The sequence below is a fragment of the Pannonibacter sp. CBAS1226 genome, from assembly GCF_055685825.1.
On record NZ_JBVOUO010000007.1, the window covers coordinates 47051 to 59291 of the forward strand.

At 64.1% G+C, this 12241-nt stretch carries 13 protein-coding genes; 6 read left to right on the plus strand and 7 right to left on the minus strand.

The window, feature by feature from the left end:
• Positions 1-12: 12 nt before the first annotated feature.
• Positions 13-1854, minus strand: a complete 1842-nt coding sequence (locus AC0CMF_RS18590; RefSeq protein WP_374629475.1) for an ABC transporter transmembrane domain-containing protein — start codon at positions 1852-1854, stop codon at positions 13-15.
• Positions 1855-2102: 248 nt separating this feature from the next.
• On the opposite strand from AC0CMF_RS18590, the gene rpmE reads away from it, so the two are divergent.
• The gene (rpmE, locus tag AC0CMF_RS18595) at positions 2103-2327 is read left to right on the plus strand and encodes a 50S ribosomal protein L31 (protein WP_019965135.1); all 225 of its coding nucleotides are present in this window, start codon (positions 2103-2105) and stop codon (positions 2325-2327) included.
• Between the two features lie 198 nt (positions 2328-2525).
• On the opposite strand, the gene AC0CMF_RS18600 is transcribed toward rpmE, so the two are convergent.
• On the minus strand, positions 2526-2705 hold the full coding sequence (locus tag AC0CMF_RS18600) for a YdcH family protein (RefSeq protein ID WP_026355828.1): 180 nt from the start codon (positions 2703-2705) through the stop codon (positions 2526-2528).
• A gap of 377 nt (positions 2706-3082) precedes the next feature.
• On the opposite strand from AC0CMF_RS18600, the gene AC0CMF_RS18605 reads away from it, so the two are divergent.
• The 3 genes from AC0CMF_RS18605 to AC0CMF_RS18615 all read left to right on the plus strand — a co-directional run bounded on the left by AC0CMF_RS18605 (position 3083) and on the right by AC0CMF_RS18615 (position 5033).
• Positions 3083-3289 carry a YdcH family protein gene (locus tag AC0CMF_RS18605; protein ID WP_019965137.1) on the plus strand — a complete coding sequence of 69 codons (207 nt, stop codon included), beginning with the start codon at positions 3083-3085 and terminating at the stop codon, positions 3287-3289.
• 130 nt (positions 3290-3419) lie between these two features.
• Entirely contained in the window at positions 3420-3917 is a 498-nt protein-coding gene (gene purE / locus AC0CMF_RS18610; RefSeq protein ID WP_094463533.1) for a 5-(carboxyamino)imidazole ribonucleotide mutase, read from the plus strand.
• A 6-nt stretch (positions 3918-3923) separates the two neighbouring features.
• Positions 3924-5033 (plus strand): 5-(carboxyamino)imidazole ribonucleotide synthase, encoded by a 1110-nt coding sequence (locus tag AC0CMF_RS18615; protein ID WP_374629476.1) that lies wholly within the window; start codon positions 3924-3926, stop codon positions 5031-5033.
• A 132-nt stretch (positions 5034-5165) separates the two neighbouring features.
• Here AC0CMF_RS18615 and AC0CMF_RS18620 read toward each other — a convergent pair whose 3' ends face one another.
• Positions 5166-6566, minus strand: a complete 1401-nt coding sequence (locus AC0CMF_RS18620; protein ID WP_472482414.1) for an MATE family efflux transporter — start codon at positions 6564-6566, stop codon at positions 5166-5168.
• Positions 6567-6961: 395 nt separating this feature from the next.
• Here AC0CMF_RS18620 and rpsU point away from each other — a divergent pair, with 395 nt between their 5' ends.
• Together rpsU and AC0CMF_RS18630 are read left to right on the plus strand one after the other, a co-directional pair.
• The gene (gene rpsU / locus AC0CMF_RS18625; protein ID WP_040678867.1) at positions 6962-7186 is read left to right on the plus strand and encodes a 30S ribosomal protein S21; all 225 of its coding nucleotides are present in this window, start codon (positions 6962-6964) and stop codon (positions 7184-7186) included.
• A 232-nt stretch (positions 7187-7418) separates the two neighbouring features.
• Positions 7419-8288: a tetratricopeptide repeat protein gene (locus AC0CMF_RS18630; RefSeq protein ID WP_374629478.1), complete on the plus strand. Its 870-nt coding sequence runs from the start codon at positions 7419-7421 to the stop codon at positions 8286-8288.
• 9 nt (positions 8289-8297) lie between these two features.
• Here the strand turns inward: AC0CMF_RS18630 and AC0CMF_RS18635 are convergent, their stop codons facing one another.
• The 4 genes from AC0CMF_RS18635 to AC0CMF_RS18650 form a co-directional block, all read right to left on the minus strand.
• The gene (locus AC0CMF_RS18635; RefSeq protein ID WP_374629480.1) at positions 8298-8990 is read right to left on the minus strand and encodes a pseudouridine synthase; all 693 of its coding nucleotides are present in this window, start codon (positions 8988-8990) and stop codon (positions 8298-8300) included.
• 222 nt (positions 8991-9212) lie between these two features.
• Complete coding sequence (locus AC0CMF_RS18640; RefSeq protein WP_050472553.1) at positions 9213-9497, minus strand: aa3-type cytochrome c oxidase subunit IV; 285 nt, start codon at positions 9495-9497, stop codon at positions 9213-9215.
• A gap of 396 nt (positions 9498-9893) precedes the next feature.
• Positions 9894-11264: an ABC1 kinase family protein gene (locus AC0CMF_RS18645; RefSeq protein ID WP_374629481.1), complete on the minus strand. Its 1371-nt coding sequence runs from the start codon at positions 11262-11264 to the stop codon at positions 9894-9896.
• An 84-nt stretch (positions 11265-11348) separates the two neighbouring features.
• The gene (locus tag AC0CMF_RS18650; RefSeq protein ID WP_374629482.1) at positions 11349-12233 is read right to left on the minus strand and encodes a heme-dependent oxidative N-demethylase family protein; all 885 of its coding nucleotides are present in this window, start codon (positions 12231-12233) and stop codon (positions 11349-11351) included.
• Between the last annotated feature and the right edge of the window lie 8 nt (positions 12234-12241).

A 12241-nucleotide genomic window follows, 5' to 3' on the forward strand; every position in this document is an offset into this window, starting at 1 on the left:
GCCGCAGCTTTTTCAGGCACCGGCCAGCGCATCCTCGCGGCTGGCGTCGAACTGGAGGCGGGCGAGGCGGGCATAGAGGCCGCCTTCGGCAACGAGATCCGCATGTCGGCCCATCTCCACGATGCGGCCCTCTTCCATGACGATGATCCGGTCCGCCTTCAGCACGGTGGCAAGGCGGTGGGCGATGACCAGCGTGGTGCGGCCCTGCATCAGCTGCTCCAGCGCCTTCTGCACCTGCACCTCGCTTTCCGCATCCAGCGCGCTTGTCGCCTCGTCCAGCAGCAGCACAGGCGCGTCCTTGAGGATGGCACGGGCGATGGCAATGCGCTGGCGCTGACCGCCGGAGAGCGTCACGCCGCGCTCGCCGATTACCGTGTCATAGCCCTGCGGCATGGCGGAGATGAAGTCATGGGCACGGGCGGCGCGGGCGGCCGCGTGGATTTCCTCCAGCGAGGCACCCGGGCGGCCATAGGCGATGTTTTCCGCCGCCGTCGTGCCAAACACCACCGTGTCCTGCGGCACCAGCGCGATGCGGGAGCGCAGGGCCTGCGGGCTGACATCGCGCAGGTCAACGCCATCAAGGCGCACCTGGCCGGCCACCGGGTCATAGAAACGCATCAGCAGGTGGAAGAGCGTCGACTTGCCTGCCCCCGACGGCCCGACGATGGCGACCGTTTCGCCCGCCTTCACATCAAGGGTCACCTCCCGCACCACGGGCCCGCCGCCGGTGTGGCCATAGGCGAAGCTGACGCCGTCAAAGCTCACTTCGCCGCGCGCCGGGCTTGGCAGGGGCTTGGGATGGGCAGGGGCCTTGATCACCGGCTCGATGCGCAGGATCTCGCCCAGCCGCTCGGCAGCGCCCGCAGCCTGCGAAATCTCGCCCCAGACCTGCGACAGCTCGCCCAAAGCCCCGGCGGCAAGGATTGAATAGAGCAGGAACTGGCCGAGTTCTCCGCCGGTCATCCGGCCCTCGAACACGTCCCCCGCGCCAATCCACAAGACCGCCACCACGCTGGAGGCGATGATGAAGATGGCAAAGCCGGTGAGAACCGCCCTTGCGCCCATGGCGCTGCGCGCTGCGCCAAACGCCTCTTCCACCGCCTTGCGGAACTTGCCTGCCGCAACGCTTTCGCTGGTGAAGGCCTGCAGCGCCCGGATGGCGCCCAGCATTTCCGAGGCAAAGGCGGAAGCACCGGCCAGCGTGTCCTGCGCCCGGCGCGAGCGCTTGCGCACCGAGCGGCCGAAACCGATCAGGGGCAGCACGATCACCGGAATGGCGGCCAGCACGATGACGGACAGGCGCGGGCTGGTGAAGACCATCAGCGACACGGCACCGATGAACATCACCAGATTGCGCATGGCGATGGAGGCGCTGGCACCGAAGGCGGACTTGATCTGGGTGGTGTCCGCCGTCAGCCGCGACAGGATCTCACCCGAGCGGGCGCTGTCATAGAAGGCCGGGCTAAGCGCCGTCAGATGGGCAAAGACATCCGCCCGCACATCGGCAACGATGCGCTCGCCGATCCACATGACGAGGAAATACCGGCAGGAACTGGCAAGAGCGAGGGCCGCCGCGACGCCGATCAGCATCAGGAAGTAGGAGTTGACCAGCGCCGGATCGCCTGCAGTGAAGCCGTTGTCGATCATCCGCCGCACGGCCACAGGCAGAACCAGCGTGACGGAGGCCGCCGCAAACAGCGCCGCCATCGCCCCGGCAACCATCCAGCGGTAACGCAGCACATAGGGGAGAAGCTGCGCCAGCGGCCGCAGTGAGCGGCGGCGTGCTTCAGCCTCGTCTTCAGCGCCCTGCATTGCCGTATTTGCGTCTCTTGCGCCGTCAAACTGCCCGCTCATTTGCCTGCCCGTCAGCTCTGTCAACCTGTCCTGCCATCACTTGGCCCATGGCAGCGGCAATTCCAAGCGGAAAAAGGCGCCTGCAAGCGTTTGCCTGCCCTTGTCTTGCCTGCCGTCTTGAGATATAGCAGCGCCTCATGTTTCAAGGGTCACGCGTGCGGAAGACGTTCGCTGGCTCAAATTTCAGGACTTGCATCTCGCCGGAACGCCCTCACGGGTGTGTGGGCAGGTGCTGGAAAGGACCGGCGATGAAAGCGAACATCCATCCCGATTACCACGGCATCAAGGTCGTGATGACCGATGGCACGGAATACATGACCCGTTCGACCTACGGCAAGGAAGGTGACACGCTCACCCTCGACATCGATCCGACCTCCCACCCGGCCTGGACCGGTGGTGACCGTCAGATCATGGACCGTGGCGGCCGCGTCTCGCGCTTCAAGAACAAGTTCGCAGGCTTCCTGGGCTCCTGAGCCCCAGCACTGCAGATCTTGCAAGCATCAAAAAACCCCCGGACCTGACTGGCCGGGGGTTTTTCGTGTTTTCTGATTTTGTGTTTCTGCGGGTTCCGCTTCAGCCGTTTGGCGCTTCGGTCCCAGTTGGCAGCTGGCGGAAGCCCCGCCAGCTCATGCTTCCTGTCACGTCACAGTTGCTTCAGGTCAGACCAGACCTCAGTGCATCGTGGCTTTCGACTGGATTTTAAAGATCTCTTCCTTGAGCTTGAGCTTCTTGCGCTTCATCTCGGCCAGTTCGAGCGTGTCGACGCTCGGGTGCCGCAGGGCCGTTTCGATCTCTTCGTCGAGGGCTGCGTGGCGGCGCTCCAGTTCTGCAAGATGCGACTGCATTGACATGGATAGTGCTCCTTGTCCTGTTGGCTCAGACAGACAGATGTTGCCACACATTTTGCCGGCTTGTCGAATGCATTTCATGGGACCCGCTCTGCATCTGGCGCATAGTGCAGTGCAAAATAAAAACTACACTTACGTAAGAATTAAAATCACAAGAATAATAGAGGGATTCTATTCTATTGCACCGCACCATAAAACCGGAATTTGTCCACGCCCACAATGTGTTGGGACCACCCGGTGCAAATTTGGCTCGCAGAAACGCAGGCAGCGGTGTACGGTTTCTCCACCGCGATTGGAGTTGCAAGGCGCGATGGGCCGGGGAGCACTTGTGCCAGGATCAGAGCACTTGAGCCCGGCGTGTATTGTGTCTGGGGAGAGCGATGCCGGAAGCTAATGAACAGGCCGTGCGAGTTGAGCTGGCGCAGCTGCGCCAGGAGCACCGTGACCTTGATACCGCCATTCAGGCCCTTGCCGGCACCGGCAGCGCAGATGCCCTGCAGCTGCAGCGCCTGAAAAAGAAGAAACTGATGATCCGCGACCGGATCGCCATTCTGGAAGACCAGCTTTTCCCGGATATCATCGCCTGATCCTCAGGGGCTGAAAAATGCCGGATCGCAGGCCCTTGCGGCCTTGCGCCACGCCTTGCCGTGCCTATAATCCGCGCCTTCTCAAGGCTTGATGCGCCAGCATCTCAGAGACTTGGTATAAGGAGACAGCATGGCAAACGGGCCCGCACCGGTCGCAATCATCATGGGCAGCCAGTCCGACTGGCCGACCATGAAACACGCCGCAGATACGCTTGACCGTCTGGGGGTCGCCTATGAGGCCCGCATCGTCTCCGCCCACCGCACGCCCGAGCGCATGTTCGACTTCGCCAGGGCCGCCCGCGGAAATGGGGTCAAGGTCATCATCGCAGGCGCCGGCGGGGCCGCCCATCTGCCCGGCATGACCGCCGCACTTACGCCGCTGCCGGTGTTCGGCGTGCCGATCGAATCGCGCACCCTGAAAGGTGAAGACAGCCTCCTGTCCATCGTGCAGATGCCGGCAGGCATTCCCGTCGGCACGCTGGCGATTGGCCGCGCCGGTGCCGTCAACGCCGCCCTGCTCGCCGCCTCCGTCCTTGCCCTCACCGATGACGGGCTCGCCGGCCGGCTCGACAGCTACCGCGCCGAACAGACGGCTTCCGTTGCCGATTTCCCGAGCGACGAGGCCTGACCCCGGATGAGCCAGTTTCCTGACGACGGCCGTATCCTCAAGCCCGGCAGCACCATCGGCATTCTCGGCGGCGGTCAGCTGGGCCGCATGCTCGCCCTTGCCGGTGCCAGCCTTGGCCTGAAGAGCCATATCTATTGCCCGGAAGCCGGAAGCCCCGCCTTCGAGGTCGCGGCAGCACACACGCAGGCCGCCTATGAGGATAGCGCAGCGCTGGAGGCCTTTGCCCGCAGCGTCGATGTGGTGACCTACGAGTTCGAGAATGTGCCCGGCCCAACGGCGGCGCATCTTGCCTCCTTCGTCCCCGTCCGCCCCGGGCCGCGCGCCCTTGCCGTGTCGCAGGACCGGCTGAGCGAGAAGGACTTTCTCTCCGGCGCAGGCATTGCCCTTGCCGGCTATGCCACCATTGACAGCCTTGCGGATCTGAACGCCGCGCTCGACCGCTTCGGCGGCCAGGGCGTCCTGAAGACCCGCCGCTTCGGTTATGACGGCAAGGGCCAGGCGATGATCCGCGACCGCGCCACCGCAGCCGATGCGCTGGCGAAACTTGGCGGCAAGGATCTGGTGCTGGAACAGCTCATCCCCTTCACACGTGAAGTCTCTGTCGTCGCCGCACGCGGCATCAATGGTGACATCGCCTGCTACGACATCACCGAGAACCACCACGAGCATCACATCCTCAAGACCTCCACCGTTCCGGCTAGTGTCACACCGGCCACGGCGGCAAAGGCCTTGGAAATTGCCCGGCGCGTGGTCGATAGTCTCGGCTACGTAGGCGTGACCGGCGTGGAAATGTTCGTCACCGGCTCCGGTGCGGACGAGGACCTTCTGGTCAACGAAATCGCCCCGCGCGTGCACAACTCCGGCCACTGGACGCAGGACGCCTGCCTCGTGTCCCAGTTCGAGCAGCACATGCGCGCCGTTGCAGGCTGGCCGCTGGGCAATCCGGCGCGCCACAGTGATGTGGTGATGGAGAACCTGATCGGCGCCGATGCCGAAGGCTGGGCCGCTGTCCTTGCAGAGCCCGGCGCGCGGCTGCATCTCTACGGCAAGGCCGAAATCCGGCTGGGGCGCAAGATGGGCCACGTCAACCGCATCCGCCCGAAGGCAGGTGGCTGACATCCCGCTGGCGGCATGAATCAAAAGGCCCGGTGGAAACGCTCCGCCGGGCCTTTTCCGTTTCGTAGCACCAAGGCCTGCTCTGCTGACGCATCACGCCTTGAAAAGGCTCACACGCCACGCGGGCTTGAATCAGCCTCTGGACACCAGCCCCAGCCGCTCGCGCTGGGAGAAGCGCCAGATGGCGAGAACAGCGGTGAAGGCAAGGCCAACGGCAAGGCCCCACCAGATGCCCACACCGCCCAGCCCGATAACAAAGGCAAGCACGTAAGCCGTGGTCATGCCGACGGCGATGTAACCGGCAAGCGCCAGCAAGAAGGGCACCATCGTGTCCCCCAGCCCGCGCAGGATGCTGCCTGCCGCCACCTGCGCCCCATCGGCCAGCTGGAAGATGGCAGCCACACCGAGGAACACCGCAGCCAGCGCCAGAACCGGCGGCGTATCCGGATGGCCGCTGTCGAGGAACAGGCCGACCAGAAACTCCGGAATCGTCCAGAAGGTGATGGCAGCGCAGCCCATGGAGACGAGCGCAAGGCCGAGCGTGACCCAGCCGGCCCGGGCAACCGCGGACCGGTCCCGCTGACCGGCGGCGATGCCGATGCGGCTCATGCCCGCCTGGCTGATGCCCAGCGGGATCATGAAGGTGATGGCCGCCAGTTGCAGGGCGATGCCATGGGCTGCAAGGGAAACCGTTCCCAGCCAGCCCATCATCAGTGTCGATCCGGAGAACAGGAGGCCTTCGGCCACGATGGTCGCGCCGATGGGTGTACCGACCTTGATGATCGTGAAGAAATCCGGCCAGTCCGGCCGCCAGATCCGTCCGAAAATGGCAAAGCGGCGCAGACGGCGGTGCCGCGTGACATAAACCACGAGCAGCAGGAAGCCGAAGCTGGACGTCAGGACCGAGGCAATGGCCGCCCCCACCAGCTCCAGCCTTGGGAAGCCGAAATTGCCGAAAATCAGCAGATAGTTGAGACCGCCGTTGAGGAAGGCGGAAAGCACCGTGACCCAGAGCACCATCTGCGTCAGGCCGGTGACCGTCAGGAAGGAGCGCAGCGCCATGACCGCAAGCGCGGGGAACAGCGACCACTGCATCACCCGGACATAGGCCCCGGCGGCTGCAGAAATCTGCGGTTCCTGCCCCAGAATCAGGAGGATATCCTCGCTGAACCACAGGAGCAGCCACACCGGCCCGCAGTAGCAGGCCACGATCCACAGCCCCATGCGGACGGAACGGCGCATGGCGCGGGCATCTTTGCGCCCGCGCGCGGCCGCTGCCAGCGGCACGATGGCCTGGCAGACGCCCATGCCGAACATCCAGAACAGGATATAGACATTCTGCGCCAGAACCACGGCGCCAAGCTCGACGGCACCAAGCCAGCCCACCATGATCACGTCGGTGGTGTTGATGGCCATCTGTGCCAGCTGGGCACCGGCCAGTGGCAGGCCCAGCACCAGCGTCGGGCGGATATCACTGAGCCAGAGGCTCTTCGCCGGAAGAGCGGCAGGGGCATTCGGGGGTGAGGTCTGCATGACAGGCTCCGGAAAGCGCGGCAGGCACGTCTCCCGTCAGATCAATGGCATGCGGGGGCGGTGCAATGAAGGAACTCCCCACCGGCATGGAGGGCATGCCTGTTTGATGGGCAGAAAGAGGTAGACCCTTTGGCAGCCCCTGTCCACCCGCAATACTGGCACACCCGCCGCACAACCAGTTCTGCCGCAACGGGACCAGGCTGGCGCTTTCGCAGGCGCAGAGCGCAAGCAGAGTGGACATTGCGGCCAAATTCTGATAACACGCGCGCCAGTGAGCGGTGGTGGCTGCGAGAACAGGCCTTTCAGGCCGGGGCGCGCCACAGGCCTTGCTTTCTAAACATCATGTCTACAGCACTCCTGCCTCTGGCGGGATGTGGAACGATAGGGTCAGACGCGTGCAGGTTCTGGTTCGCGACAACAATGTTGATCAGGCGCTTCGTGCGCTGAAGAAAAAGTTGCAGCGTGAAGGCGTATTCCGCGAGATGAAGCTTCGCGGCCACTACGAGAAGCCTTCCGTGAAGAAGGCGCGCGAGAAGGCTGAAGCTGTCCGCCGCGCCCGCAAGCTTGCGCGCAAGCGCGCGCAGCGCGAGGGCCTGGTTCCCGGCCGCGCCACGCACTGAAAGCTCACGCTCTGGAAGCTGGTGAAACACTGGCCAGGCGTGCAGCGCGCGAGAGGGCTATGCCTTAAAGATTCTGAAAAGACCGGCTGGATTTCCGGCCGGTCTTTTTATGTTGCCTGCAAGCCTTGAGACCGCTACGGCAAACGGGCGGCACGGCCGGCATTGTCAAAGCGTGTTTAAGACGGCAGGGTGAAGCCTCCATGAGGCCTCTGTATCAGGACGGATGATTCGGATGGGCGTTTTTGCAGGCATTCTTCCCCGGACCAGTATCAAGCTGGCAGCGCGGCTGACGGGTGCTGCGGCACTCTGCCTCGCGCTGGCGGCCTGCCAGACCTCGGACATCTACAGCAATGTGCCCATTGACCGGGCGGCAGGGTCCAGCGCCAACATCGATTCACTGACGGCAGTGATCCAGTCCAACCCGCGGGACGCCAGCGCCTATAACACGCGCGGCATCGCCTATGGCCAGGCCGGCCGCCTCGACAAGGCGATGGAAGATTTCAACACCGCGCTGAATCTGGACCCCAACTCCTATCAGGCCTTCGCCAACCGTGCGCTTGTCGAGCGCCGCCGGGGCAACATGCCCAATGCCATCGCCGATTATGACCGGGCGCTGCGCATCAACCCGGCCTATGACACCGCGCTTATCGGCCGCGGCAACACCTACCGTCTGATGGGCCGCTACAATGAGGCCCTGCGCGACTTTGACGAGGCGATCCGCCGCAACTCCTATGACGCCCGGGCCTTCCACAACCGTGGCCTGATCTATCAGGCACAGGGCCAGCACACCTTCGCCATCGAGGACTTCTCGACCGCCATCGTGCTGAACCCCAAGGCGGAAGAGCCCTATACCGCCCGCGGCATTTCCTATCTGAAGATCAACGATCCGGCGGCGGCCCTGTCGGATCTGTCCGATGCGGTCAACCTCGACAAGAACTCCGCCATGGCCTGGGCCGGGCGCGGTGTGGCGCTGGAAATGCAGGGCAAATATACCGACGCGGTGCGCAGCTACAACCGCGCCCTCGGCCTCGACAGCACCAACGATCTTGCCCGTGAAGGCCTGGGCCGCGCCCAGCGCGCCCAGCAGCAGGCTTCCCGCTAACTCTAGCTCTCAGAACGGCGCAGGCGCCTCGAACCGCATGCGTTCGCCCGTCACCGGATGGGTGAACTCCAGCATCTGCGCATGCAGCGCCAGACGCGGGGACGCCTTGCGGGCTTCCTCATGCGCATAAAGGCTGTCGCCGATGATGGGATGGCCGAGGCTGAGCATATGCACCCGCAGCTGATGCGAGCGGCCCGTGATGGGCGTCAGCAGCATACGGGTAAATTCCCCCTCAATGCCGCCATTGCGCCACTGGGTCACCGAAGGACGGCCTTCCTCGAAACAGATCTTCTGCTTCGGCCGGTTCGGCCAGTCGACGATGAGCGGCAGGTTCACTTCCCCAGCCTCCCCTTCGACATGGCCATGGACCAGCGCCACATAGGCCTTGTCCGTCTCGCGCCGCTCGAACTGCATGGAAAGCTGCCGGTGCGCTTCCGCGTTCAGGCCCATGACCATGATGCCGGAGGTGTCGAGATCGAGCCGGTGGACGATCCGCGCCCCGCGCACCATCCGCGACACGCGGGTGGCAAGGCTGTCATCGCGCCCCTCACCCTTGCCGGTGACACTCAAAAGCCCGTGCGGCTTGACCACGACAAGCACGTCCCGGTCCTGAAACAGGATCTGCAGGGGGCCTTGCGGCGGCGTGTAATCAAAGGGAAGCGGCTGGCTCTGGTCCATGCCAGAGCGTATGGCGCGGCGCATGCGCATTTGCAAGAAAAAGCCGCGGACAGCGCCACCCGGACATGACAAAGCCCGCAGAGTGGGCGCAGGCTGTTTCCTAGCCCGGCACCTCTCCTTCGTCATCCCGGCTAAGCGCAGCGCGAGCCGGGATGACGACGGTGAAGGTTTTCCAGCAGCATTCCACCGAAATGACAAAGCCCGCAGCATGGGCTGCGGGCCTTGCCGTATCCCGAGAAGGATGGATCAGACGGTCAGGATCGCCAGAATGCACGTCAGGGCGAAGACGGCGGCGGGCGGGATCCAGCCCTTTTCGCCAAGGGCGAAGCCGATGCCGACGGTCACCAGATTGGCGATCAGCATGATCCAGCCAAGAACCAGCGCAGCCGTGCCGCCAAAAGCAAACATGAGCAGCGTCACCACGATGGACAGGACCGAGATCGTCCCGATCTTCGAGGCGTTGATGAAGCCTTCGTAGGTCCGCTCGTGCTCGGCGTAATCCATGGAAGAAGAAGAAGTGGAGTTGGACATCAGATTCCCCCGGTTCCGGTCATCCTTTTCTGCCCGCATCGCTCTCACGACCGGCGCCGCCAGTCAAGCCCCGAGGTGCAAAGATGTGAGTTTGAAGGGGCGGGGGCTTTGCGCAGAAATGGCATTTTTACTCGCTGTGGGTAAAGCGCAGTGGAGCGGCCAGAAAGACTGAGGTGTCGCCCCGGACGCAGCGAAGCGGAGATCCGGGGACCACTCGTTTCCAGAGCGGAGCTGATTGGGCTCCTGCTCGAATGGATGGTGCAGGTACCTGCCGGACCTTTGGAGACGGCGGCCTCTCTCTGCAAGCGAGTAGTCCCCGGCTCGCGCTTCGCTTGGCCGGGGCGACCCGGAGCCCCCAAGCTTGGCCCTCCTCGCCACTTCTGCAGACGCAAGAATTCACCCTCCCGCCACAAGCCCCGCGCTTTCCAGTGCCGCAGATTGACGGGCAGCGACCGTCTCCACCTTGAAACCGTCGATCTGTTCGTTGAACAGGCGGAAGAAATTCAGCTCGGCACGCAGATGCAGGAACACACCGCCAAGGCCGATGGCGGCGCGGTCCATGAAGACGAACTCGCGCGGCACGGTGACTGGCCCAAGCTTCTTCAGGGATTGCTGCACGCGGAAGGCTTCCTTGCGGCCATATTCGGCCGGGCTCACCCCGTCAGCGATGGAGCGCACCCGGTCGCTCAAGAGCGGGCCATAAATGAAACGGGCCCAGATGTTCAGCACATCGATCAGCTCCCGCGTCAGCCCCTTGAAGCCCCAGCGTTCATAGGCAGAGACGACCCGCGCCTCATCCTCATGCAGGAGCCCCAGATAGAGATCCACCACCCCTTCGACAAAACCGGGCGGGAAGATGCGGATGCAGCCGTAATCAAGCAGGTTGATGCCCGCCGCCTCGCCGTTCTCCTGAAACACGGTGTAATTGCCAAGGTGAGGATCGCCATGGATGACACCGAAATGGCTGAAAGGATGCCACCAGGCATGGAACATGGTGGAAGCCAGCCGGTTACGCGTTTCCAGATCCGCGTCCTTCCAGGACAGCAGCGGCCCACCCTCCAGCCAGCCCATGGTCAGCAGGCGATTGGTCGAGAGTTCCGGCACCACTTCGGGCACGCGGATGCGCGGCTCATCCCTGAAGATGGCGCGGTAGACGGCCATCTGCTGCGCCTCGCGCTGGTAATCCAGCTCCTCACGCAGCCGCTCGCCGATTTCCTTGGCGATCTCACGGGTGTCAATGGCCGACTGCATGCGCCGGTGCAGGGAGAAGAGCATGGAAAGCTGGCTCAGGTCCGCCTCTACGGCAGAAGCCATGTCCGGATATTGCAGCTTGCAGGCCAGAGCGCGGCCGTCCTGCGCCTCGGCCCGGTGCACCTGACCCAGCGATGCCGCCGCCGCAGGCTCCTTCTCGAAAATGGCAAAGCGCTGCTCCCAATCCGCCCCCAATTCGGCGCGCATGCGGCGCTTGACGAAGGCCCAGCCCATCGGCGGGGCATTGGCCTGCAGCTTGGCAAGTTCGGCAGCATATTCGGGTGGCAGCAGATCGGGGATGGTGGAGAGAAGCTGCGCCACCTTCATCAGCGGCCCCTTCAGACCGCCCAGCGCGGCGGCAAGGCTCTCGGCATCCTTCCTGTTGTCCGCCGCAAGACCGAAAAGCTTCGCCCCCGCCAGCTTGGCGGCAACGCCGCCCACATTGGTGCCCACGCGGGCATAGCGGCCAACGCGGGCCGAAAACCGGTTGGCTTCCCTGTCATTACCTGCGGACATCAAGGCTTCCTGACATGCTGAACTCTTGTCCTGCTCCCATATGGGACGCTGGCTCCGTTCAGCAAGTCACATTGCCGGCAGTCATCAGACAAGGCTGGCGAGATCTGCGGCAAGCTGGTCGCGGTGCAGCGTCAGGCCCTTGTAGCGCAATTGCGCCTCATCAAGGCTGCCAAGCTGCTCCGCCAGCCCTGCGGCCAATTCCCGCGCCCGGGGCTGCGCGGCCAGCAGGCGCAAGGGATCGTGATGGATCTTGATGGTAAACAGCAGATCGCCGCTATCCGGCAGCCGTGAGAGCGTCTGCCGCTCCACCCGGATGAAGGCGCCCGCCAGCATCGCCCCCTCGCCTTCCGCCATTTGCGGCGACATCTGCTTGGGCCGGGGGTGATGCAGCTCCGGACTGTCATAGACCGACCAGTTGAGCCGCGCCACCAGCTGGCCGGGCTTCAGATTGTCGAAGATGCGGTCCACCGTCTGGCCCATGCGCCCGGCATAGCCCGGCACATGTTCATGGATCTGCGCCATCGGCCGCGACGCCTTGGCGGCCAGCGACCAGGAGGACGGAAAACAGAGCGAAGCCGCAGCCAGCCGCCAGCCACCCTCCCCCTTGCGCATGAGGACGAGATCTTCCTGCACGGCACCGCTGATGGTCAGAAGCGGCGGCTCATTGTCCTGCAGATGAAAGGCCGTGCCATCCGCGGCCAAGGCAATACCGCCGCCATCAGCCCGGTAGAGATCCGGATGCGCCACAGGCAGATGCGCGGCCATGAGTGCGAAGGCTTCCGCCTGCGCGGCCAAAGTCTCCGGCTCGCCATGGAACACCAGATCCGGCACGGTGGCCATCAGCTCACGCTTGCGCGCCAGCTGTTCGGCAAAGCGCTCGTCCGGATCAAACCAGCGCTCCTGCGGCACCGGTTCCAGGCCAATGGAGAAGGGACGTTTCGACCCGTCATAAGGCGTGTAACGGAACATCCCCTCTC

Bases quoted from the DNA above. Each gene is read 5' to 3' on its own strand.
- purE (WP_094463533.1), top strand. From the start codon at position 3,420: ATGGCAAACGGGCCCGCACCGGTCGCAATCATCATGGGCAGCCAGTCC.
- AC0CMF_RS18635 (WP_374629480.1), bottom strand. From the start codon at position 8,990: ATGCGCCGCGCCATACGCTCTGGCATGGACCAGAGCCAGCCGCTTCCC.
- AC0CMF_RS18590 (WP_374629475.1), bottom strand. From the start codon at position 1,854: ATGAGCGGGCAGTTTGACGGCGCAAGAGACGCAAATACGGCAATGCAG.
- AC0CMF_RS18615 (WP_374629476.1), top strand. From the start codon at position 3,924: ATGAGCCAGTTTCCTGACGACGGCCGTATCCTCAAGCCCGGCAGCACC.
- AC0CMF_RS18620 (WP_472482414.1), bottom strand. From the start codon at position 6,566: ATGCAGACCTCACCCCCGAATGCCCCTGCCGCTCTTCCGGCGAAGAGC.
- rpmE (WP_019965135.1), top strand. From the start codon at position 2,103: ATGAAAGCGAACATCCATCCCGATTACCACGGCATCAAGGTCGTGATG.
- AC0CMF_RS18650 (WP_374629482.1), bottom strand. From the start codon at position 12,233: ATGTTCCGTTACACGCCTTATGACGGGTCGAAACGTCCCTTCTCCATT.
- AC0CMF_RS18640 (WP_050472553.1), bottom strand. From the start codon at position 9,497: ATGTCCAACTCCACTTCTTCTTCTTCCATGGATTACGCCGAGCACGAG.
- AC0CMF_RS18600 (WP_026355828.1), bottom strand. From the start codon at position 2,705: ATGTCAATGCAGTCGCATCTTGCAGAACTGGAGCGCCGCCACGCAGCC.
- AC0CMF_RS18645 (WP_374629481.1), bottom strand. From the start codon at position 11,264: ATGTCCGCAGGTAATGACAGGGAAGCCAACCGGTTTTCGGCCCGCGTT.
- AC0CMF_RS18630 (WP_374629478.1), top strand. From the start codon at position 7,419: ATGGGCGTTTTTGCAGGCATTCTTCCCCGGACCAGTATCAAGCTGGCA.
- AC0CMF_RS18605 (WP_019965137.1), top strand. From the start codon at position 3,083: ATGCCGGAAGCTAATGAACAGGCCGTGCGAGTTGAGCTGGCGCAGCTG.